The sequence below is a fragment of the Bacillus thuringiensis genome (assembly GCF_022095615.2).
In the GTDB taxonomy this organism is placed as follows: Bacteria; Bacillota; Bacilli; order Bacillales; family Bacillaceae_G; genus Bacillus_A; species Bacillus_A cereus_AG.
On the sequence record NZ_CP155559.1, the window covers coordinates 655,221 to 678,468 of the forward strand.

Here is a 23,248-nt window from a genome sequence, read left to right on the forward strand (position 1 = left end):
GAAAGAGGGGAGAATATGTGCCTGATTTTTCTATATTAACGAATAACATTGATATGTATGTAGAAGGCTTTAAGTATACAGTTATGTCTAGTGTAATCGCATTAATAGGCAGTTTTATTTTAGGTGTAGTATTGGCGATAATGCGTATTGCACCGATCCGCATTTTAAATTGGTTGGGAGCCACTTTTGTAGAGTTTGTAAGAAATATTCCGCTCGTATTAATTGCATTTATATTCTATTTTGCTTTACCTGTAATAGGAATCACTTTAAATGGTTTTGTAGCAGGGACAGTTACGCTTACTGTATATACTGCATCGTTTATTGCAGAAGTTATTCGCGCTGGTATTCTATCAGTCGCGAAAGGTCAAATGGAAGCAGCACGTTCCTCAGGATTGACTTATACGCAAGCAATGTACCATGTCGTTTTACCTCAAGCGATGAAAATCGTAATCCCTCCTTTAGGAAATCAATTTCTCAATTTAGTAAAAAACTCTTCCATACTCGGAATTATAGCTGGTACGGATTTGATGTATCAAGGAGATTTAATTTCAACGAAAACGTTTGTTACGTTTGATGTCTATATATTTGTCGGGATGTTTTATTTAATATTAACAATTCCGCTCAGTATGCTAGTGCGTTATTTAGAAAAACGCTTAGCAAAGGAGGCGGTGTAAATGGATTTTAAGGGAGCAATTACAGGAGATCATATTCTGTTTTTATTAAAAGGATTGCTTATAACATTAGAGGTAGCGCTCGTAGCAATTGTGCTTAGCTTTATTATTGGTAGTGTAATAGGGATATTGCGCTACATGAAAATACCTGTTGTCTCACAAGTCTTAGGAATTATCGTTGAAATGATTCGAAATTTACCACTACTTTTAATTATATTTTTCACATATTTTGCACTGCCAGAAGCAGGATTGAAATTAGAAATTATAACAGCTACAATTGTTGCTTTAACAATATTTGAAGCAGCAATGATATCTGAAATTGTTCGAAGTGGTCTATTATCTATTGAAAAAGGACAGATTGAGGCTGCAAAATCTTCAGGATTAACGTATGTTCAAGCACTTTGGCATATTATTTTACCACAAGCATTAAGAAGAATGGTCCCGCCGCTTGTCAGCCAGTTTATTTCATTGCTGAAAGATACAGCGCTTGCAGTTGTTATATCATTACCAGAGCTTATGCATAATGCTCAAATTATTAGCGGGCAGAATGTAAATTATATGATCCCAACGTTTATAGTAGTAGCTTGTATGTACTTTATCGTAAATTATAGTTTATCAATTTTATCGAGAAGATTAGAACTTCGTTAACCCTTACAATATATGTAAGGGTTTTCCCTTGTTTATCCTTATTTTCCTCTAATTAGAATCTTAATCTCGCGATAAATCAATTTTTTATATTATTTTATCAGAAAAGTTTTAATTTTATATAGAAATTGTAACCGCTTTCGTGTATATTTTTATTATCAGAAAATTTTAACAAGATATAGGGGTATCGGTAGGGGGAGGATTTAGATGCAGCAACCAACGAATGAGAAATTACATCGTACGATGAAGAGTAGACATTTATTTATGATCGCACTAGGTGGTGTAATCGGGACTGGTTTTTTCTTAGGTTCAGGTTACACCATTAATCAGGCTGGACCAGGGGGAGCCATCCTTTCATATTTAGTGGGCGGATTTATTATGTATTTAACAATGCTTTGTCTAGGAGAGTTAACGGTAGCAATGCCAGTTTCAGGTTCTTTCCAAAAGTATGCGACGAAGTTTATTGGACCAGGAACGGGCTTTATGATTGGCTGGCTATATTGGCTTGGTTGGGCAGTAACAGTAGGACTAGAATTAACGTCAATCGGTTTAATGATGAAAAGATGGTTTCCAAATGTTGATGTTTGGGTATGGTGTCTTGTATTCGGCGTTATTTTATATGCTTCAAATGCAATTTCTGCGAAAAGTTATGCTGAATTAGAATTTTGGTTCTCTAGTATTAAAGTAGTTACAATTCTTGCATTTGTTGTTCTTGGTGGTAGTGCATTATTAGGGTTTATATCATATGACGGAAAAGAAGCAGCACCTCTTTTCTCTAACTTTGTAAGCGATGGTGGATTATTCCCGAATGGACTAGCTGCCGTATTACTTACAATGATTACAGTTAACTTCTCGTTCCAAGGAACAGAGTTAATCGGGATTGCAGCGGGAGAAAGTGAAAATCCAGAAAAAACAATTCCACGTGCGATCCGTAATACAGTATGGCGCATTATGTTATTCTTCATTTTAACAATGACGATTTTAGTAGGATTAATTTCTTGGAAAGAAGCAGGGGTAATTGAAAGTCCATTTGTAGTTGTATTTGATAAAATCGGTATTCCATACGCAGCTGATATTATGAACTTCGTTATTATTACAGCGTTACTATCAGTAGCGAATTCAGGATTATATGCGGCAACTCGTATATTATGGTCACTTTCAAATGAAGGAATGGCACCAACATCTTTCAAGAAAGTAAATAAGCGTGGTATTCCAATTACAGCGCTAGTCGTAACGATTGCTGTAGCTGGTCTTTCTTTATTCACAAGTTTCCTTGCAGAAGATACAGTATACATGTATTTATTATCTATAGCTGGTTTATCAGCTGTATCAAGTTGGATCATTATTGCTTTATCGCAACTTCGCTTTAGAAGTCAGTATATAAAAGGCGGAGGAAAGTTAGAGGACTTAAAGTATAGAACACCACTATACCCGATTGTTCCAATTTTAGCTTTAATTACAAATAGCATCGTTGTTATTAGTTTAGCGTTTATTCCTGAACAACGAATGGCGTTATATTGTGGTATTCCATTTATCATTTTCTGCTATATATATTATTATATGAGTAAGAAACGGAAGAAACCGATGAAAGTGGAGATGGAAACGAAGTATGAAAATAAAAATTAAGCATGATGATATAGAGGCAGATTTATCGTATGGTCCATTAGCGATTGGAAAAGAAAATGGGTATTCACCGTTACAATTACTCGTTTCTTCTATCGCAGGATGTAGTGCAATTGTCTTTCGAACAATTTTAGAAAAGAAACGCATTACATACGATACGTTTACAATCGAAACGGAAATTGGTAGAAGTGAAGCTTTATCAAAACCAGTTGAAAGTATTCATTTGCACTATAAAATTAAAGCGGAAAACATTACAGAAGAGCAATTGGACAAGGCGTTGCAGCTTGCAGTGAAAAATTGTACGATTGTTCAATCGATAAAAGATAGTATAAAAGTTACGGAAACAATTGAACTAATAAAGTAAAACATAAAAACGTGAGAATACGACTCTCACGTTTTTATGTTTTTAATAAAGGGAGAAATATGATGGAATGTTTAGGGTGTAAATTAGCCAACGAAGAAGAAATTATATATAAAATATATGAAGATGACTATGTAACATGCTTTTTAGATCATGAACCTTTCTATTCAGGTCATACTTTAATTGTGCCAAAGCAACATGTTGTAGAAGTAGACGAATTAGAGGATGTTGTAGCGAAATCGATTATGGATGCTTCAAAGCTTATTACAAAAGCGATTAAGGCATTATATAAACCAGACGGAATTACAATTTGTCAAAATGGTGGAGTATTTAACGAGTTAACACATTACCATATGCATGTCGTACCAAGATATAAAGAGCGCTCTTTTGCTGAGTTTTATATGGTACAGCTAGGAGAGAAGGAGAATTATAACTTGGAAGAGACAAAGCATTTGTTAAAAGAAGCGATAGAGCGAATACTGCTTACTGAAAAGGCGTAAGAGGGATGTTCTTAATGGAACAGTCAGGAAAATTCTAATATAAAAAATCCCAATTTCTCAGTTACAATAGAGAAATTGGGATTTTGTTTATTCTATTATTAAATTTTATATATAAAAAGATTTTGCAGTGTCACAAAGTATAGCGCTCATTCGTTATATAGAGTGAGAGGAGGAATTATATGAAAGTTATAAATAACGATTATGAAAAGATGGAAGAGCTATATGAGTTGTATGAACAAAAAATTTATTATGTAGCGTATTCTATTTTAAATAATATTCAGCAGGCTGAAGATGCGGTTCAAGAGACGTTTATTACTCTTTATAAGAACTTGGAAAAGCTCCATAGCTTGAGCACTGAAGAGCTTAAACGCTACATTTTGAGGGTCGCGAAAAACAAGGCGATTGATAGTTATCGGAAAAATAAACGACATGAAACATTTTTAGAAGAATATGAAAGAGAATCAACAGAAGCAGTAGATGAAAATATTGAAGAGTGGGAAAAACGTAAAATGTCTGAGGTTCAAATTGATACATTGCTAAAAGAGTTAAATGAATCTAACAGACAGGTGTTTAAGTACAAAGTCTTCTATAACTTAACGTATCAAGAAATTTCAAGTGTCATGGGGATAACGGAGGCAAATGTCCGTAAACAGTTTGAACGCGCTCGAAAGCGAGTCCAAAATATGATAGGAGGTATACAACATGACGAATTCAAAGAACTCCAAAGAAATATATGAACTTGCTGAAAAAATTGCTTTAGATGATTTTGATAAACTCGAAGAACAACATGAATTTTCACATACATATACGCGCAAAAAGAAATTGTTTATGGAAGAAATGAAGCTGAAGGGCGAGCGACCACAGAAAAAGCGTAAAAGACATCGTATGTTAATCGCTGCTGCCTGTTTATTAATTGGTATGCCGACAACTGTTTTTGGTGCAGTGAAAGTCTATAATATGATTGTTCAAAAACAAAATTACGAAGTAAATGTTTCCTTAACAAATAAGGATTCGAAAAAGAGTGATCAGTGGTATAAGTTGAAGGTTGGTAAATTGCCAGAAAATATGGAAGCAATTGATGACACTGCTATGAAATATTCATTTAAAGATAACTACGCAAAGGGTGGATTTTCATTCATTCTTTGGAGAGTAGGAAAAGATTCGAATTTTAAAACACTGTACTCAAAAAGCTACGAAGAGAAAGAGATACATGGCAAGAAAGCAGTGATTGTTAATAAAGAAAATGGAAACAACAATTTAGAGTTTAACAGAGAGGTCTTTCTCTTTTTTGAGAAAGAGGGGATCATGTTACAAAGTTATATTGGAAACGATATAAACGAAGAACAAATGGTGGATGTGTTAGGGAACATTTCCCTTGAGCCTACGTCAAAAGAAAAGGCATCACATATAACAGATTATGATAAAAAGTATTTTAGCGAAGAAAGTAAGCCTAAAAAAACTAAGGTGATTCCTTTGAAAAAAGATAGTAAACGACTATTTCATATAGGACAAAAAGTTCCAGTAACGATTATCATGGATAACAGTAAAATTGAATATGTGATAGAAAAAGTTGAAGTTTTTGATTCCATTAAAGATTTTAAACAAGAAAACTTTAATGAACTTGGTTTAGGAATACTAAGCGAGAATCAGGCTTTGGATCAAGCTGGACAATTGATACCATATAGACGGGATGAATATAAATTTGGAAATGGTAAAGATTCAATTGATCAATTAGTAGAGTCAAGATTAATTCAGCCTAAATTTGTCTACTTGACAACAACAGTGAAAAATATAGGTAAACAGGAAACAAAAGAAATCTATATGCATCCATCCATACAAGTGCTTAAAAGTAAGGGGAATGTATGGAATTACGCTGAAAGAGCTGGAATTGTGGAAAAAAATATTATGACGGGCGAAGTTGATTATTTAGAACCCCACGGAGACGGGAAAAGCTTTTATAATATTGGTAGTATCCGACCGGGACAAACGGTAAAGGTTAACCTAGGTTATTTTGTAGATGAGGACAAGTTAGATTCAATCTTTTTGGATGCTTTCCGTTACAGTGGGTCTAGTGGCACTGAGAATATGAATGAGAAAAATCGTTGGTGGTTCGATATTCGTCAACAGTCAAAATAATAGAAATAAATCGACGAAAAAAGCTGCTTATATTTAGCAGCTTTTTTCGTCCCCATACATATGTAAAATTTCTTTCGCACGTATACGTAAACCATCTATCAATTCTTTCGGTTCTAACACTTTTGCATCTTTTCCAAGCCTATAAAATAAAGGCGTAATAAAATTAATTTCACCTTTATCAATTGTTGAATGTATATATCCTGTCCCGTCTTCGTTTATTACAACGAGCTCTTCAAGGTAAGGAACGCTTTTACATTGGCGTAAACCTTCTGTCGTTAGTAAAACATGTAACTGAGTAGGACTGTGTACTACGTTAGAGTTAGAGATAAACCACTCTTCTAAATTCATGAATGTATCTTCATTTTCTTCTGTGGATAATATAGAGAGAATGCGGTCGACGCGATACAGTAATATTTTTTTTCTACTAAAGTCGTAGGATGGTAAGTACCATAGCCCGTCATGCGCATATACACCGATAGGATGAACATGTTTTGTTTTTATGCCCGATTTAGATTCGTATTGAAAGTGTAAATTTTTATTTTCAATGGCCGCGGTTAACACTTCGTTTAAAAGAGGTGTATCAATAATTCTCTTCGGATTCCAAAAAGCAATATAAGAACGTATTTTATCAACTTTCGCTTTCGCATCATCTTGTAGAGAGCTATACAGTTTATGCGTAACGGAATTGATTTCTGTGTTAAATGGTAAGTCTCTGTAGTAGCTTAAAGACTGAAAAGCAAAAAAGATGGATACTGCTTCTTCTTCCGTAAATAAAATAGGCGGAATGACTCTATTCGTTAATACTTTATATCCTCCGTTACGACCTTGTTCAGCATAAATGGGTAACCCCATATCACTTAAATCTAAAATGTATCTATGAACTGTACGAACGGAAATATTAAATTCATCAGCTATTTCTTGAGCTGTAAATGTCTTTTTGGCAGAAGCAAATATAAGAATATCTAATAAGCGTTTAGCTTTTGACAAATGTATCACCTTTTTCTTTTTAACATGACATAAAATGTCATGTTTTATTGTTAGTATATTGTTTACATCATATGTTATCAAGATGAGATGCAAGGAGGAAAAGATATGTCACGTGAAATTGTTTTATTTATAGCGGCGAGCTTAGATGGATTTATTGCGAAAGAAGATGATGATTTACAGTGGTTAATGGAAACGGAAGGAGAGGGAGATAACGGTTATACAGAAATGTACGAAACAATTGATACGATAATTATGGGAAAGAGAACGTACGATTATGTAGTAGACCATACGGAAACATTCCCATACTTAGATAAAAAATGTTATGTCTTTTCTAATTCAGAAAAAGGTTCAAACGAACATGTAGAGTTTGTAAATGAAGATGTATTGGAGTTTACAAAAAGGTTGAAAGAGCAGGAAGGATCTAAAATATGGATGGTCGGTGGAGGAAGTCTACTGAGTGAGTTCTTTAAAAATAATCTAATTGATGAATATGTCGTTACGATTACACCGCATATATTAGGTTCTGGAGTTCCATTATTTCAAGACAAGAATCCGGAAATTAATTTAACTTTAACGGATACGGAACGTTTTGGGCAATTTGTAAATTTATACTATAAAGTAAAATGATAAAGAAACACGACTACCATCAATAGTCGTGTTTCTTTATAGATGGTAATGAAATGATAAAGCAAGACCCGTGATCGACTTTACTCGTGACAGTAATCGTCCCGCCGTGTAATTCTACAATTTCCTTCACGATAGAGAGTCCTAAACCAGTTCCGCCTGTAGCGCGTGTTCTTGCTTTATCAACCCGATAAAAGCGGTCGAAAATGTGAGGGAGATCTTCAGGTGGAATACCTTCACCTTCATCTTCAATTGTAATGGAAATACGTTTATGTTCTTCTATAACAGAAATGTTTATATGAGAATGCTCCTTTGAATGTCTATACGCATTATTTAAAATGTTCACCACAACTTGTTCGAAGCGTTGTTCATCTAAGTTTACTAGCAGTGTAGGAGGACAAGAAAAAGAAACTGTAATGCATTTTTCTTTATATATGGCGTTTACTTTTTCGGCTATGCGAGTCAGGAAGGTGTGTAAATATACTTCCTTTACTTGAATAGAAAAGTTATGTTGTTCCATTTGTGCAAGTGAAAATAAATCTTGAACTAAGTTTGTAATGTAATCAGACTCATCTTTTATAATAGATAAATATCGCAAACGTTGCTCAGGAGATGTGGTTTCTTTTAAAGCAATGTCAGCATAACCTCTTACGTATGTTAACGGTGTTCGTAATTCGTGAGCAACGCTTGCTAGAAATTCACTTCGCTCTGTTTTCATATAATGTAAATCATTTGCGAGCGTTTGGATAGATGATGCTAGTTCACCAACTTCATCATTTCGAGTAGTCGTTAATGAAACAGATAAATCGCCTTTACTCATTTTTTCAGTGGCATGTTTCATGTGTAACAATGGTTTTGTTAACAACCGTGATAAGAGAAAGATGGTGATGGCTGTTAATAGAAAAGTAATGGCTCCGGCAATAATGAATTGTCTTGTTAGCCCGTTAACCATTCCCTCAATTGATTCCGTTCCGAGAAACATATATACGTAGCCTTCCGTTTTTCCTGCGACTATAATGGGGCTAACTGTACATATATAATTAGATGTTTTCCAATGATTCTCTATAATTGCTCCGTCATGATCTGTCCGTGTTTGCATCTTTTCAATATGCGTTTTTATAGTAGTATTTATTTCATTGGATTTAGCTAGTACATCTTTATGTACATTTGTAATAACAACAGTAGTTTCGGCTTCGGATTCCATTAGTGCAACATGGGAGATTGTTTGCTTATCAAAATACTTTTCAAGGACATCTCGGTGACTATTTCCGCGCTTTAATAAAGCTGTCATTTCTTCATTTACTCTATTGTTGACAAGGCTATAATAAAGCAAGACAAATAGAACACTTTCAATTAAAAGTGTGACGATTAAAAAATAAAATCCGAGTTGAATAGAAATTCGCTTCATCGTTTTGCTCCTTAATCTAGAGTATCAACCCATCGATATCCGACTCCGTAAACAGTTTTTAAATGGTGATCAATAGGGAAATTTACTTTTCGTAATTTATCACGCAAATTACGAATATGTGAATCAACTGTTCTGTCTTCTGTATTTGTATTTAATCCCCAAATTCGTTCAATGAGCTGATCACGGCTTAATACGTAGTTCACATGACGCAAAAATAAGCCGAGTAAGGAGAATTCAATTGGTGTGAGAAGGAGTTCTTCATTATGTACAGAAACGAAGTGCTTCGCTTCATCCCATACAATACCGTGATACTGTATTTGTTTATGTTCATTTGTGCGCCTTAAAACAGCTTCAATTCTTGCGAAAAGCTCCTCTTCATGGAAAGGCTTCGTCACGTAATCATCTGCTCCAAGTTTTAACCCTTGGATGATATCTACAGTTTGATCACGAGCAGTTACCATAATGATAGGAACGTTACTAAATGATCGAATTCTTTTGCACGTTTCCCATCCATCCATCTTTGGCATCATAATATCGAGTAAAATAAATTTGAAGTTTCGATTTTCTATATGTGAAATAGCTTCTTCTCCGGACAATGCACATACGCAGTTATATCCGATTGGAGTAAGATAAAGTGTTAATAATTCAAGCATTCTCGGTTCATCATCTACGAGTAGTATATCGATCATAGAGTACCTCCGCATTTGTAGTTATTACTTAAATTGTAAGTCAAAATCATGAAGAAATGGTGCAGATTATAATGCATCTGCATAATTTCTTCAGAATTGCTTGTTATTGTAAAGTTGAAATTCTATTTTAGGTAATGATATTGGCTCGAAAATGATTCATATGGAGGCGGTATAGTGAAAAAAATGACCCGAGTTTTTGGGATAACAATAATTACAGCAGTTGGTCTTGCGGCATGTGGACAAACGAATACAGATCATAAAAATCATGAATCTAAAGAAGAGAAGAAAACAGAGCAGAAGGAAATGAAAATGAATCAGGAGGTAACTGCGCCGAAACAAATGAATCAAGGTGCATCGAATGATTTATTAACGACAAGTTTAAAAAATATAACGAGATTAAATACAAATGATCCTCTGCAAATGGCAGTATTAACTTCGCAAACGATATGGCCAGCAACGCATAAAGAGAATCAGCCAGGCGCTATTATTTTAGTACCAGTAAACGAGTGGCAATTAGGTATTGCGAGTGCAGACCTTATTCATCATCCGAATAACGGACCGATTTTATTTATAGAAAAAGAAAAGATACCCGAAATGACGTTAAAAGAAATAAAACGGCTAAATCCGCTCGGAACGAAAGATGGAACACAAATTATGGTGATGGGGGATGTAGGTGCATCTACCCTTGAGCAATTAAAAAATTATAAAGTAAAACAAATAAAAGAAACGGATCCAGCTATATTTGCTAAAGATGTGGATAAAGAATACGCCGATATAACAGGAAGCTACCCAAATAGTGTTATTATCGGTTCGTCTGAAGAAGAAGGCCGTTTATATACAATACCAGCTGTAAACTGGATTTCTCATATGCCAGAGCCACTTTTATATACAGAAAAAGATAAGGTGCCAGAAGCGACAATAGAGGCATTAAAAATGAGAAAAGATAAAGCCAATATATATTTACTAGGGCCAGAAAAAATTGTTTCAAAAGAAGTAGAAAAAGAGTTAAGCAAATACGGGAAAGTAACGCGTATTAGTGGAGAGACCCCTACAGAAAATTCGATTGCTTTCGCTAAATTTAAAGATGAAAAAACAAAATTTGGATGGGGGTTCACAAAACCAGGTCACGGTTTATCATTTGTTTCAAGCAAAACACCAGACTTAGCAGTTGCGGGAGCACCTTTTTCACATATGGGTAAACACGCACCTGTTGTATTGTTAAAAGAAGGGAAAGCTTCACAACCAGTGTATGATTTCCTTGCAAGCATTCAGCCGAAGTTTAAAGATGATCCAACACTTGGACCATATAATCACGGATTCTTATTAGGAAGTACGAGTGATATTTCATTTGAAACACAAGGAATACTGGATGAGAGGTTAGAAATTGTTCAGGAAAGTGGTCAAGGACACGGTGGACATTAATAAAAGGAGTAAAGGCGCTACTAAGGTAGCGTCTTTTTCTTTAGGAAACTTTTACATAGCAAAAAATCTTCTACTCGTTATATAATAGCTTTCGTGCAGTCGGCTTAGATTTTCTTATGGAGAAAATCAAATGATAAATGAGTAGAGGAGTGGTATTTTGTTTCAAACGATAAAAAATGATTGGTTCTCCAATGTGAGAGGGGACGTACTATCAGGAATTGTTGTTGCTTTAGCGTTAATCCCTGAAGCGATAGCCTTCTCTGTTATTGCAGGCGTGGATCCGACAGTTGGACTATACGCAGCCTTTTGTATTGCGGTTACCATTTCATTTGTTGGCGGAAGAACTGGAATGATTTCAGCTGCAACAGGTGCAATGGCATTATTAATGGTAACGCTTGTTAAAGATCACGGTTTGCAGTACTTATTTGCTACAACAATATTAACAGGTATTGTCCAAATTATTTTTGGCGTGTTCAAACTGAGCTCATTTATGAAGTTTGTTCCGAAATCTGTTATGAGTGGTTTTTTAAATTCACTTGGAATTTTAGTTTTTACAGCGCAATTGCCGCATTTTAAAAATGCAACTTGGCAAATGTATGCACTTGTCGCATTAGGACTTGTAATTATATATGTATTTCCACGTATTACGACGGCTGTACCGTCTACACTTATTTCAATTATTATTGTGACAAGTATTGCAATTATGAGCGGATTACAGTTAAAAACAGTAGGAGATATGGGAAGCCTGCCGAAAGAATTACCGTTCTTTAGCATTCCTGACGTGCCTTTTACACTTGAGACATTAGGGATTATTTTACCGTACGCAGTTATGCTTGCAATTATTGGTTTACTAGAGTCTTTACTAACAGCTTCAGTTTTAGATGATATGACGCATACGGAAAGTAATAAGCATAAGGAAGCACGTGGGCAAGGTATTGCAAACATTGTCGCTGGTTTCTTCGGAGGAATGGCAGGATGTGCAATGATTGGTCAATCTGTTATTAATATTAAATCAGGTGGACGCGGCCGATTATCAACATTTGTAGCGGGCGGATTTCTAATCGTATTACTATTCGTTTTAGGTGATTATGTCGTTCATATTCCGATGGCAGCTTTAGTTGCAGTTATGATTATGGTTTCAATCGGAACGTTTGATTGGAACTCTGTAACAACGATTCATAAAGTACCAAAAGGGAACGCATTTGTTATGATCGTAACAGTTGTGGTTGTCCTAATTACACATAACTTAGCGTTAGGTGTAATTATCGGAACAGTAATTAGTGCGGTTTTATTTGCATTCAATATGGCAAAGATTCACGTGAAACATTTATATATTGAAAATAAGAAAATATACGAAATTCACGGTCAACTGTTCTTTGCATCTACAGCAGACTTTATAAATAACTTTTCATTCAATGAAGATGTAAAAGAAATTGAGTTGAATTTTACCAACGCACACGTATGGGACGATTCAGCGGTAGCCGCAATTGATAAAGTTATCATGAAGTATGAGCAAAGTGGCGTGAAAGTAAGTATAACGGGATTAAATGAACGAAGCTCGAAAATCATTTCAAATTTAGCTACTTATAATAAAAGAATTGCAAGTTAGAAGCCTCCTTTTTAGGGGGCTTTATTATATAATACGAGTAGGATAACGAAAAGGGGATTCAGCATATGTACAAACAAATTATATTAGCATGTGACGGTTCTGAACATGCACTTCGAGCAGCGGAACATGCAACATATATTGCGAAATTTAATGAAGAAACAAATGTTGAAGTTGTGTACGTAGTAGATAATAGAACGGCAAAATCAGATATTATACAAGGGCAAACAGATTTAGAAACAATATCGGCTAGTCGAAAAGATAAATTAAAAGAGATTGAAGGTTTATTAAAGAAAGAGAACATTTCTTATACAATTACGATATTACATGGTGATCCTGGAGATACGATCGTTCAATATGTAAATACAGGAGATATAGATCTTGTTATCGCTGGAAGTAGAGGATTAAATACACTGCAAGAGATGGTGCTTGGTAGTGTCAGTCATAAAATAGCAAAACGTGTGAAATGTCCGGTAATGATTATAAAATAAATTGAGTGAGATATTCTGTAGTGTAAGCAAGACCTTGATGTAATTCGAGGTCTTTTTTTGCGTATAAAGTGAGAGAGTGTGGACATACTAGATATATAAGTTTAAAGAGAAATCGTTAACTTACAAATTTGTAAGTTTGTTGTCAGAAAAATCGATGTTATGAAAATTATTCCATTGGTAAAATAAAAATAACGAAGGAGAGATAGGGAGGATGAAAAAGATGAAAACACTTCAAAATTTATCATATAGCCAAGGTGTCGGTCTTATTTGTTTAGGGGGATTTGTTGCATCTGTTACGTTAGCCGTTGTAATAAAGATGATTCATCAAATTTTTTAATCTTAGAGTAGGGAAGGAATTGGTTGTTATAAATAGTAAGAAAAGGATTGTAAATAAAAAATAGCTCCTGGCATGTATCTCAGTGCCAGGAGCTATTTTATTATTTCTCTGTTTCTGCTTTATCGCTTGTTACGCTAACTTTACCCCATTTATATTGATCTTCTGGTGTATATTTATAATCTTTTACGCGATTATTTACACCTTTTAAGTCAAATTTATAATGAAGTGGAATTAATGGTACTTCATCATGAACTAATTTTTGCCATTTGTCGTAGACATCTTTACGGTACTTTTCATCAGCAGCTTCTGGAGAAATACCTTGTTTTAATAATTCTGTGTTTTTGTCAGTAGCCCAACGTGTGTAATTGAACGATGCGCCTTTAGCCCAAATACCAGAAGGATCTGGATCAGATGCAGTTCCCCAAGCGGCCGCGAAAAGATCTACTTTTGGATCATCTTTTTTAATCATATCGTAGAATGAGTTGAATTCATGTAAGCGACCATCAAGCAGCTCTACTTTTAGACCGATGTCTTTCCAAGATTGAATAAAGAATTTTGCAAGTGGTTCACTTACATCGCTACCACTCATTGATAAGAAATTAGCTTTAAATTCTTTACCATTCGGATCTTCACGGAATCCATCTCCGTTCGTATCTTTATAGCCAGCTTCATCTAATAATTTTTTAGCTTTCTCTACATCTTTATCATAGGCACCAATTTTATTGTTATGATATTTTGGTAGAGATGGTGGGATTGGTGAGTTAGCTGGATAGCGTAGGCCATGATATAACTTTTCACCAATTTCTTTTCGATCAATAGCATACGCCATTGCTTGACGTACACGAACATCTTTAAATTTCTCCTTATCCATCACTACTTCTTCTTTTTCTTTATCCATATGTCCTAATTTAAAGCCGATATAACTATAGTATAAATCGGTTTTACCGACTAATTGTGCATTTTTTAATTTACTTACATTTGGATACTGATCTGCACTTACTTCAGCAATGTCAATATCACCATTTTTTAAGGACGCGTTAACAACGGAAGGGTTAACAACTTTTAAAACCATACTTTTTAGTTTCGGTTTTCCGCCATAGTAGTCATCAAAACGTTCAAATTCAACAGATTCTCCTGGTGTAATTTTCTTCACTTTAAAAGGTCCGAAACCAATTGGATTTTTACGAATTTTATCAGATTCTGCTAATTTATCAATTGGTACATCTGCTAAATATTTTTTATGAAGAGGGTATGTCCAAAGTCCCGTTTTCACTGAAGGATTCGGCTCTTTAAATGTAATCGAAATTGTTTTCGGATCCGTTACCTTAATACCCGAAATTTTTTCGGCTTTTCCATTGTGGTAATCTTCCATACCTTCAATCATTTGCATTTGAGTGTCATAGCGAGAACCGGCATATTTTTTACTACCAATCACTAGATAAGAGTATTCTAAATCCTCAGCAGTAACAGGGTTTCCATCATGCCATTTTACATTATCTTTGATTTTTAGTGTAATTGTCTTTTTATCTTTAGAAATTTCATATGTAGCAGCGCCATCATTCGTGTATTCCCAGTTTTCGTCATTTGATAATAAAGATTCATCAAAAATTGTAATGACTTGGTTATCAGGATCTCCTTCATATACAGCGAAATTTAAAAGTCCTTCAAATGGTGTGTTAGAAACAAGACCATATGTTAATGAACCATCTTTAATTTCCTTTTTATCATTTTTAACAGATGCACTAAATTTATTTGTATCTACTTTTTTTGTGCTGCTCGTTTTTTCACTACCACCACTGCCCCCACATGCTGAAAGTAGTAATGTTGAAACTGCAAGTGTACTTAATACTTTGAAAAACTTTGGCTTATTTGTCATTTCTTCCACCCCTTATCCTTTTCTTTGTCTTGCGTCGGCCGAACGACGTAGCGCTTGACCAATAAAATTTATACACAGCATCAATGCTAAAATCATGATTGATGCGGGTAACCAAATCCACCATTTCTCTTGTAATACATCTGGATTTCTAGCATAACTAACAAGTGTACCAAGGCTTGGTGTACTTTCTGGTAGACCAAATCCTAAGAATGTTAGACCAGATTCAATACCGATGTTTCCAGCAAGATTTAATGTAACGCTAACAATGATAATGGAACTTAAGTTAGGTAGTACTTGGAAAAGAATGATTTTCCAGTTTGGTGTTCCTAAAGTTTTAGATGCAGAGACATAATCTAGTTCTTTTTCAGTTAATACTTTTGAACGAATTAATCTGGCCTTTCCTGTCCATAAGAACACGCTCATAATTAAAATGAAAGTGAAAATATTGAATGTAGGAACAAGTGTAATGAATACAATTACAAGCATTAAAAATGGTAAAACCATAACAAAGTCGATAATGCGCATAATGATATTATCAATAGCTCCTCCAAAATACCCGGCAATTAATCCAATTGAAAGTCCAATTAAACAAGAAAGAATAGTAATTGCTAATCCAATTGTAAATGAGTTACGTGTACCAATAATAAGTTGACCGAAAATATCGCGTCCTCCGTAATCTGTTCCTAACCAATGTTCAGCAGAGGGAGGAGCATAAATAGCGAATAGATCAACTCGTACAATATCTTCTTGTTTCATAATAAAAGATGTTGCGTAGACTGCTAGTAATAAGATTGCTAGGAAAATAAGTGAAAACATTGCCAATTTATCTTTACGAAGTTCTCGCCACATAATAGAGAAACCAGAAGGGCTTTTTTCGTAATGAATAACTTCAGTTTGTTTTTCAGGGTTTGCTAACATAACGTCATCTCCTTTCTTTAATCAATACGAATACGTGGATCGACGATGCTTAGAATAATATCTGAAAGGAGAGTTCCAAGTAACGTTGCAAATCCAGTAAACATAACGAGTGCAGTTATTACACTAAAATCACGTTGAGAGATAGATTGTATAAATAGTTGTCCAATTCCTGGATAGCTAAAAATACTTTCTAAAAAGATGGCACCGCCAACTAATCCCGTAATTTCATAGCCTAAGAAGGCTGCAATTGGTAAGAATGAATTTCGTAAAATATGTCTAGAATAGATTTTTGATTCTGGAACACCTTTTGCCCTTACTGTACGAACAAAATCTTTATGTTTCGTATCAATAATTTCGCTTCGTAAATATTGAACAGTACCAACTGTTGCAATTAATGCCCCGGATAAAGCTGGTAGTAGCATGTGATTCAATTTGCTTAAATAGTAAGCAAATGTACCTGTTGCAACTTGAGGATCTACGCTACCGCCGGTTGGGAATATTGCAAACTTAAATCCAAATAGGAAGAGCATAACTAGTGCAAATATAAATAGTGGTGTAGCAAAACCTAGATAGTTGTAAATGGTAATGAGTCGATCAGCCCATGTATCATTCCACCGTCCACTTATAACTCCCAGTGGTATGGCAATTAAATAAGTAAGAATAAGAATAACAAGTGCTAAAGATACTGTATTTCCAAGTCGTTCTCCAATTAACTCGGTTACTTTCATTTTATGTGCATAGGAAATACCAAAGTCACCTTGGACTGCATTTTTAATCCAGCGAACATATTGTGTTGTAACTGGGTCATTTAATCCAAGCTTTTCACGTTGTTCTTCAATTACTTTTGGATCCGCTTTTGGATTCATTGCTCTGCCGGTTAAGGCATCGCCTGGCATTGCCTTAGCTAGTAGAAAGACAAGTACACTTAACACGAATAATTGCGGGATCATTACTAAAAATCTCCGTAATATAAACTTCCACATGATTTATCACTCCCTTATGGTAATGCCACCCGATGCGTTGGCGAGATTGGTTTTAAATCGTAAGCACGGCCATTTTCATTGAAATAATTTTCGTATGATTTTTCGTATTCAGTGCTGACCTCACGACGTAATTTACGTTGTTGTTCTCGATTTTCAGGACGAATATCAGGAATTGCTGATATTAGGCGCTTCGTATAAATATGTTGCGGATTACTATAAATTTCTGCACTAGTTGCTTCTTCGACAATGCGTCCACGATACATAACACCGATACGGTCACACATATGACGAATGACACCTAAATCATGACTAATGAATAAGTATGTTAGTCCGAGCTCAGCTTGTAGATCCTGCAAGAAGTTTAATACTTGTGCCTGTACAGAGACGTCAAGCGCAGATACAGGTTCATCAGCGATAATAAGCTTCGGTTTTAATGTAAGAGCGCGTGCAATACCAATCCGCTGCCTTTGCCCACCGGAAAATTCATGTGGATATTTATAAATTGACTCTGGATTTAGACCAACTTTATCAAGATATTCTTGAACTGCTCTACGTTCTTCATCAGGTGAGAGCTTCTCAAAATTTCGAAGAGGCTCAGCAATAATGTCGAGAACACGTTTCTTCGGATTTAATGATGAATATGGATCTTGGAAAATCATTTGAATATCTTTTCGTTGTTCACGTAGCTCAGAGCGACTTAACTTTGTTAAATCTCTATTATTAAAATGAATGCTACCCTCTGTTGCTTTCGTTAAATGCATAATTGCTTTACCCGTTGTTGATTTGCCACTTCCTGACTCACCAACGATCCCGTATGTTTCACCCGGTTGTAATTCAAAACTTACACCATCGACAGCACGCACGTGATCTAATGTGCGGCCGAAGAAACCACCTTTAATTGGGAAATGTACTTTTAAATCTTCTACTTTAAGCAGTGCCATGAGTTACGTCATCTCCTTTCTTATGTTGGAAGTTGAAATGCTTGTAGCAAGTACAACGCACCCAATGGTCTGGTTTTACTTCGTGTAAAATTGGATTTTCCTCGTGTTGATCAGGTCTAATCCATGGAATTCGAGCTTGGAAACGGCAACCTGAGCGAGGAAGCTTCGCTAACGAAGGAACTACGCCTTGAATTACATGTAATTTTTCTTTTTCACCATATGCAGATGGAATTGAGTTTAATAGAGAACGAGTATAGGGGTGAAGAGGATTATTAAAAATCTCTTCAACTTTACCTGTTTCTACAACTTGTCCAGCGTACATAACGACGATACGATCAGCTGTTTCTGCAACAACACTTAAATCATGTGTAATTAAAATGATGCCCATTTTTGTTTGTTCTTGAATAGACTTTAGTAAGTCTAAAATTTGTGCTTGGATGGTTACGTCAAGTGCCGTTGTTGGCTCATCCGCAATAATGAGTGCTGGGTTACAAGCAATTGCAATTGCGATAACAATTCTTTGTCTCATTCCGCCAGATAATTCGTGTGGGTATTGTTTATATGTAAGTTCTGGTTTTGGAATACCAACTTGATGAAGTAGTTCTAAGGTGCGCTCTTTCTTTTCAATTTTTGAAAGGCTTGTGTGGTAGTCTAAGTTTTCTTCGATTTGTTTTCCAACTGTCATAAGAGGATCGAGTGCTGTAAGAGGTTCTTGGAAAATCATACCGATGTTTGATCCGCGTACTTTATTCATTTCTGCGGTCGACATAGTTAGTAAATCCTTATCTCTATAGTTAAGCTGCCCTTGTAATTTTGTATTTGCTTCATTATGCAGTCGCATAATAGAAAGGGCAAGTGCACTTTTTCCGCAACCAGATTCACCAACTATCGCGACAATTTCATTTTCATGGACAGTTAACGAGACATCATCAACTGCTGCATGATAGTGATCTTGTATGCGAAAGGAAGTTTGTAAGTTTTCAATGCGAAGAAGTGGATTCTTCATGGCTATCCCTCCATCTTTTCAGAAAAGACTAAATATTTTGTATGTTGTTGTTATTTTAATATAAATTGACAATGTTTGACAAGGATAAGTTGAAAAAATATTCAAAAATCTTTTTATATAGAGATTGGATGCAGTTGTATAAGTGGTTGGAGTGATTTGAAAACGCTAACATGAATAAGAGAGGGAAATAAATCTTTTGTAAGAAAAAAGTATTATATGTAGAAAAAAGAGAGGTGTTCTGGAAAGAACAGTCTCTCTTTTTTTGATAAGAATAATATTAGTAATTAAGCTTGTTTTGGTTTTGCAGATCCTGTCTTTAAAGTAAGAGCAAGGAAGAACATTGCAAGTACACAAGATACAAGTAATAAGATGAATCCGCCATCCCATCCGAATGCATCTACGATAAAGCCCATAGCTGCGCTAGCAAAAGTAGCTCCACCTAGGTAACCGAAGAACCCAGTTAAACCAGCAGCAGTTCCAGCAGCTTTTTTTGGTGCTAAGTCTAGTGCGTGTAGGCCGATTAACATAACAGGTCCATAAATTAAAAATCCAATTGAGACAAGTGCGATACTATCAACCATTGGATTACCAGGAGGATTTAGCCAGTAAACAAGAACGGCGATAAATACACCAACCATAAATAAAATACCGGCAGGTGCACGGCGCCCTTTAAACAGTTTATCACTCATCCAGCCGCAAAGAAGTGTACCTGGAATACCAGCCCATTCGTATAGAGCATAAGCTGTACGAGAGCTACTATGAGTGAAACTTTTTTCCTCTACTAAATAAGTAGGAGCCCAGTCTACAACGCCGTAACGTACGAAATAAACGAAAACGTTCGCGATAGCGATGTACCATAAGAATTTATTGTTTAGTACGTATGTAAATAAAATTTCTTTTACTGAAAGTTCGCGTTCTCGATCTTTTACTTTTTCATCTGATGGATATTCTCCAGTATGTTCTTCAATAGAAGGTAATCCACAAGATTGAGGTGTATCTCTCATCGTAATTAACACATAAATACCAACTAAAATTGAAAGAATACCTGGGAAGTAAAAAATACTATGCCAGTCATTTGCAAAGAAATATAACCCTAATGTTACAAGAGAAGGCATAAGTGCGCCACCGACATTATGAGCAACGTTCCAAATAGACATTTTTGTACCACGTTCACTAATAGAGAACCAGTGAACCATCGTACGACCACAAGGAGGCCAGCCCATACCTTGTACCCATCCATTTAAAAACTGAAGGACAAACATGAGTATAATGCTCGTTGTAATGAAAGAAAATGAGCCGAAAATAATATTAATGATACCTGATAAAAATAGCCCAGCTGCTAAAAAGTAGCGAGGATTACAACGGTCGGATACGATACCCATAAGAAATTTACTTAATCCGTAAGCGATAGATACTGCTGAAAGGATAACCCCAAGTTCTCCTTTACTAAAGCCTTGTTCGATTAAGTATGGCATTGCTAGTGAAAAGTTTTTTCGAACAAAGTAGTAACCTGCATAGCCGATGAAGATACCCAAGAATACTTGTAAACGTAATTTACGGTATTCGCTATCAACGCGATCAGCTGGTAAGCGTTCCGCGTGGGGTGCAGGTTTAAATAATTGTGTGAAAAACATAAAATGAAAATCCTCCCCTAATGAATTCGAAATGTTGTAAGTCAGAGAGAATATAAAAAGGCCATGAAATATAAAAAAGTTTCCTTTTTTATGATTCATAGCCTTATACTCCGATTCTCCGTGACTGTCAATATTAACTTCGTCGAAAATTATACAACTTTGTGACAGAAATGTAAACGTTTTTATAAATAAAAAGTGTTGACGTATTTTATTCGTGGTATTAATATTTAAATACGTTAAATATTTTATTGCTTAAATAAGAGGTGGATAACATGCCAAATGATATGACGCATATCGATAAAATTCAAGCTCTTGCCTTTTCGATTGGAAAGAAAATGCAGACGGAGTTATTAGAACAAATGCAAGCAACAGGACTTACACCACCGCAGTTTTATATTTTAAAGATTTTAGATCATTACGGTGCTTCAAGAGCGACAAAATTAGCAAAAAAGATGTATGTAAAGCCTAGTGCAATTACAGTGATGATTGATCGCCTAATTGACCAAGAGCTTGTAGAGCGCTATCACGACAAAGATGACCGTCGTGTTGTCATCATTGAGTTAACAAAAAAGGGGAAAGCAAGAGTAGAAGAGGCAATGACAGCTCGTAATGAGCATATTGCAAAATATTTCTCACATTTAGAATTACAAGAAAGAGAAGATTTGTTACGTCTCTTTGAGAAGTTAGAAATAATTATTTGCGGGACACAAGAGAAAAAAGAGAATAACTAAGAGGAATTGAGGAGATTACATGGAGCAACAAGAAAACATAAATAGAAAGTTGCTGTTAATCGGTTTAATAATCGCGATGCTATTTGCTGCATTAGATGGAACAATCGTTGGTACAGCAATGCCGCGTATCGTCGGTGAACTAGGCGGATTAAGCTTAATGACGTGGTTAACAACAGCTTATATGTTAACATCAACGACAGTGGTACCAATTGCAGGTAAATTAGCGGATTTACTTGGCCGTCGTAACGTATATATTACAGGACTAGTTATCTTTATGATTGGTTCGGCGTTATGTGGTATGGCAAATGGTATGACAGAATTAATTATTTTCCGTGGTATTCAAGGTCTTGGTGGCGGTATTATGATGCCAATGGCTATGATTATTATCGGAGATATGTTTACGGGAAAAGAACGTGCGAAATGGCAAGGTATTTTTGGTGCGTTATACGGTCTTGCTTCTGTAATTGGACCACAAGTGGGTGGTTGGATTGTAGATGCGGTGAACTGGAGATGGGTATTCTACATTAACTTACCAGTTGGTATTTTAGCGACAATCTTTATTGCAATGGGATTAAAATCACATAAACAAACGGGACCAATTAAAATTGATATCGCTGGAATCTTTACGATGATTCTCGGTGTTGTAAGCTTATTACTTGCGTTAACGTTTGGTGGAAAAGATTACGCGTGGGATTCTTGGCAAATTATCGGGTTGTTTGCATTAGCTCTAATTGGTATTGTTAGCTTTGTTATTGTTGAAACGAAAGCAGAAGAACCAATTTTACCGATGCATTTCTTTAAAAATCGCACATTTACAATACTGAATGCGATTGGTTTCTTTATGAGTATCGGAATGTTTGGTGCTATTATGTTCGTACCATTCTTTATGCAAGGAATTGTAGGAGTAAGTGCTGCTGAATCAGGAACAATTATGACACCAATGATGATTACAATGATTGTGATGAGTATTATCGGTGGTCAACTTGTATTAAAAGTTGGTGTGAAACCACAAATTATTACAGGGATGCTTATTATGGCTGGTGGTTTCTGGTTATTAACAACGATGGATATGCACACGACTAAACTTACTGCTACTTTTTATATGAGTATTATCGGTTTAGGAATGGGTCTTGTAATGCCGACATTAACATTAGCTTTACAAGAAAGTTTCCCGAAAAAAGATCTTGGTGTCGTAACATCATCAAGTCAGTTCTTCCGTCAAATCGGTGGAACATTTGGTATTACAATTTTAGGGTCAATCATGAATAACACTTCAGGTACAACATTAACAAATAAATTAGTACCTGTATTAGATACATTCCCGAAAGAAGCGGGACAAATGGTAACAAAATTTAAAGATATGATTCATACAGATCCACAAGGTTTATATTCGATGCTATTTAGCCCAGAGGCATTAAAACAAATGCCAGAAGCATTCGCTAGCAGCATTGTACCAATCTTGAAAAATTCTTTAGTAGACTCACTTCATACTGTATTTCTAACAGGATTAGTATTCATTGTAGTGGGCGCTATCTTTACGATTTTCTTACAGAAGATTAAACTATCGGATCGTAAAAAAGGTGCTGAAGAGCCAGCCGCAGAAGAAAAAGAACAAACTGTATCATATTCGTAATGAAAAAGCATCGCCTTATGGCGGTG

Annotated in this window: 23 protein-coding genes; 14 read left to right on the top strand and 9 right to left on the bottom strand. The window is 35.4% G+C overall.

What is annotated here, in order from left to right; genetic code table 11:
* Positions 1 to 17: 17 nt before the first annotated feature.
* From KZZ19_RS03295 to KZZ19_RS03325, 7 genes are all read left to right on the top strand, one after another.
* Entirely contained in the window at positions 18 to 674 is a 657-nt protein-coding gene (locus KZZ19_RS03295; protein WP_088095139.1) for an amino acid ABC transporter permease, read from the top strand.
* Positions 675 to 1,319 (top strand): amino acid ABC transporter permease, encoded by a 645-nt coding sequence (locus KZZ19_RS03300; protein WP_237981599.1) that lies wholly within the window; start codon positions 675 to 677, stop codon positions 1,317 to 1,319.
* A gap of 204 nt (positions 1,320 to 1,523) precedes the next feature.
* Positions 1,524 to 2,942, top strand: a complete 1,419-nt coding sequence (locus KZZ19_RS03305; protein ID WP_237981600.1) for an amino acid permease — start codon at positions 1,524 to 1,526, stop codon at positions 2,940 to 2,942.
* Positions 2,926 to 3,303, top strand: coding sequence for an OsmC family protein (locus KZZ19_RS03310; protein ID WP_237981601.1), 378 nt, complete (start codon positions 2,926 to 2,928; stop codon positions 3,301 to 3,303). Before KZZ19_RS03305 ends, KZZ19_RS03310 begins: the two co-directional genes overlap by 17 nt.
* A 62-nt stretch (positions 3,304 to 3,365) precedes the next feature.
* Positions 3,366 to 3,800: an HIT family protein gene (locus KZZ19_RS03315; RefSeq protein ID WP_237981602.1), complete on the top strand. Its 435-nt coding sequence runs from the start codon at positions 3,366 to 3,368 to the stop codon at positions 3,798 to 3,800.
* Positions 3,801 to 3,979: 179 nt separating this feature from the next.
* On the top strand, positions 3,980 to 4,537 hold the full coding sequence (locus tag KZZ19_RS03320; protein ID WP_088095143.1) for an RNA polymerase sigma factor: 558 nt from the start codon (positions 3,980 to 3,982) through the stop codon (positions 4,535 to 4,537).
* On the top strand, positions 4,503 to 5,936 hold the full coding sequence (locus KZZ19_RS03325; RefSeq protein WP_237981603.1) for a DUF4367 domain-containing protein: 1,434 nt from the start codon (positions 4,503 to 4,505) through the stop codon (positions 5,934 to 5,936). Before KZZ19_RS03320 ends, KZZ19_RS03325 begins: the two co-directional genes overlap by 35 nt.
* Positions 5,937 to 5,969: 33 nt before the next feature.
* On the opposite strand, the gene KZZ19_RS03330 is transcribed toward KZZ19_RS03325, so the two are convergent.
* Complete coding sequence (locus tag KZZ19_RS03330) at positions 5,970 to 6,923, bottom strand: helix-turn-helix transcriptional regulator (protein ID WP_265413114.1); 954 nt, start codon at positions 6,921 to 6,923, stop codon at positions 5,970 to 5,972.
* Between the two features lie 105 nt (positions 6,924 to 7,028).
* Between KZZ19_RS03330 and KZZ19_RS03335 the strand changes: the two genes are divergently transcribed.
* Entirely contained in the window at positions 7,029 to 7,550 is a 522-nt protein-coding gene (locus tag KZZ19_RS03335; RefSeq protein ID WP_237981604.1) for a dihydrofolate reductase family protein, read from the top strand.
* 19 nt (positions 7,551 to 7,569) lie between these two features.
* Here KZZ19_RS03335 and KZZ19_RS03340 read toward each other — a convergent pair whose 3' ends face one another.
* Positions 7,570 to 8,955: a sensor histidine kinase gene (locus tag KZZ19_RS03340; RefSeq protein WP_237981605.1), complete on the bottom strand. Its 1,386-nt coding sequence runs from the start codon at positions 8,953 to 8,955 to the stop codon at positions 7,570 to 7,572.
* A gap of 11 nt (positions 8,956 to 8,966) precedes the next feature.
* Positions 8,967 to 9,644, bottom strand: a complete 678-nt coding sequence (locus tag KZZ19_RS03345) for a response regulator transcription factor (RefSeq protein ID WP_237981606.1) — start codon at positions 9,642 to 9,644, stop codon at positions 8,967 to 8,969.
* 174 nt (positions 9,645 to 9,818) lie between these two features.
* On the opposite strand from KZZ19_RS03345, the gene KZZ19_RS03350 reads away from it, so the two are divergent.
* The 4 genes from KZZ19_RS03350 (at position 9,819) to KZZ19_RS03365 (ending at position 13,500) form a co-directional block, all read left to right on the top strand.
* Positions 9,819 to 11,066: a cell wall-binding repeat-containing protein gene (locus KZZ19_RS03350; protein ID WP_098343627.1), complete on the top strand. Its 1,248-nt coding sequence runs from the start codon at positions 9,819 to 9,821 to the stop codon at positions 11,064 to 11,066.
* Positions 11,067 to 11,223: 157 nt separating this feature from the next.
* Entirely contained in the window at positions 11,224 to 12,675 is a 1,452-nt protein-coding gene (locus tag KZZ19_RS03355; RefSeq protein ID WP_237981607.1) for a SulP family inorganic anion transporter, read from the top strand.
* A 65-nt stretch (positions 12,676 to 12,740) separates the two neighbouring features.
* Complete coding sequence (locus KZZ19_RS03360) at positions 12,741 to 13,163, top strand: universal stress protein (protein ID WP_061676350.1); 423 nt, start codon at positions 12,741 to 12,743, stop codon at positions 13,161 to 13,163.
* A 211-nt stretch (positions 13,164 to 13,374) separates the two neighbouring features.
* Positions 13,375 to 13,500 (top strand): DUF4027 family protein, encoded by a 126-nt coding sequence (locus KZZ19_RS03365; protein ID WP_237981608.1) that lies wholly within the window; start codon positions 13,375 to 13,377, stop codon positions 13,498 to 13,500.
* A gap of 100 nt (positions 13,501 to 13,600) precedes the next feature.
* On the opposite strand, the gene opp4A is transcribed toward KZZ19_RS03365, so the two are convergent.
* From opp4A to glpT, 6 genes are all read right to left on the bottom strand, one after another.
* Positions 13,601 to 15,376: an oligopeptide ABC transporter substrate-binding protein gene (opp4A, locus tag KZZ19_RS03370; RefSeq protein WP_237981609.1), complete on the bottom strand. Its 1,776-nt coding sequence runs from the start codon at positions 15,374 to 15,376 to the stop codon at positions 13,601 to 13,603.
* Between the two features lie 12 nt (positions 15,377 to 15,388).
* Entirely contained in the window at positions 15,389 to 16,294 is a 906-nt protein-coding gene (locus KZZ19_RS03375) for an ABC transporter permease (protein WP_237981610.1), read from the bottom strand.
* 17 nt (positions 16,295 to 16,311) lie between these two features.
* The gene (gene opp4B / locus KZZ19_RS03380) at positions 16,312 to 17,277 is read right to left on the bottom strand and encodes an oligopeptide ABC transporter permease (protein WP_098090640.1); all 966 of its coding nucleotides are present in this window, start codon (positions 17,275 to 17,277) and stop codon (positions 16,312 to 16,314) included.
* 14 nt (positions 17,278 to 17,291) lie between these two features.
* A complete protein-coding gene (locus tag KZZ19_RS03385) occupies positions 17,292 to 18,218 on the bottom strand; it encodes an ABC transporter ATP-binding protein (protein WP_237981611.1) in 927 nt (308 codons plus the stop codon).
* Entirely contained in the window at positions 18,205 to 19,224 is a 1,020-nt protein-coding gene (locus KZZ19_RS03390; RefSeq protein ID WP_237981612.1) for an ABC transporter ATP-binding protein, read from the bottom strand. Before KZZ19_RS03390 ends, KZZ19_RS03385 begins: the two co-directional genes overlap by 14 nt.
* Before the next feature lie 284 nt (positions 19,225 to 19,508).
* Positions 19,509 to 20,858, bottom strand: coding sequence for a glycerol-3-phosphate transporter (gene glpT, locus KZZ19_RS03395; RefSeq protein ID WP_237981613.1), 1,350 nt, complete (start codon positions 20,856 to 20,858; stop codon positions 19,509 to 19,511).
* 272 nt (positions 20,859 to 21,130) lie between these two features.
* On the opposite strand from glpT, the gene KZZ19_RS03400 reads away from it, so the two are divergent.
* Together KZZ19_RS03400 and KZZ19_RS03405 are read left to right on the top strand one after the other, a co-directional pair.
* Positions 21,131 to 21,589: a MarR family winged helix-turn-helix transcriptional regulator gene (locus KZZ19_RS03400; RefSeq protein ID WP_237981614.1), complete on the top strand. Its 459-nt coding sequence runs from the start codon at positions 21,131 to 21,133 to the stop codon at positions 21,587 to 21,589.
* 19 nt (positions 21,590 to 21,608) lie between these two features.
* Entirely contained in the window at positions 21,609 to 23,222 is a 1,614-nt protein-coding gene (locus KZZ19_RS03405; protein WP_237981615.1) for an MDR family MFS transporter, read from the top strand.
* Positions 23,223 to 23,248 lie beyond the last annotated feature (26 nt).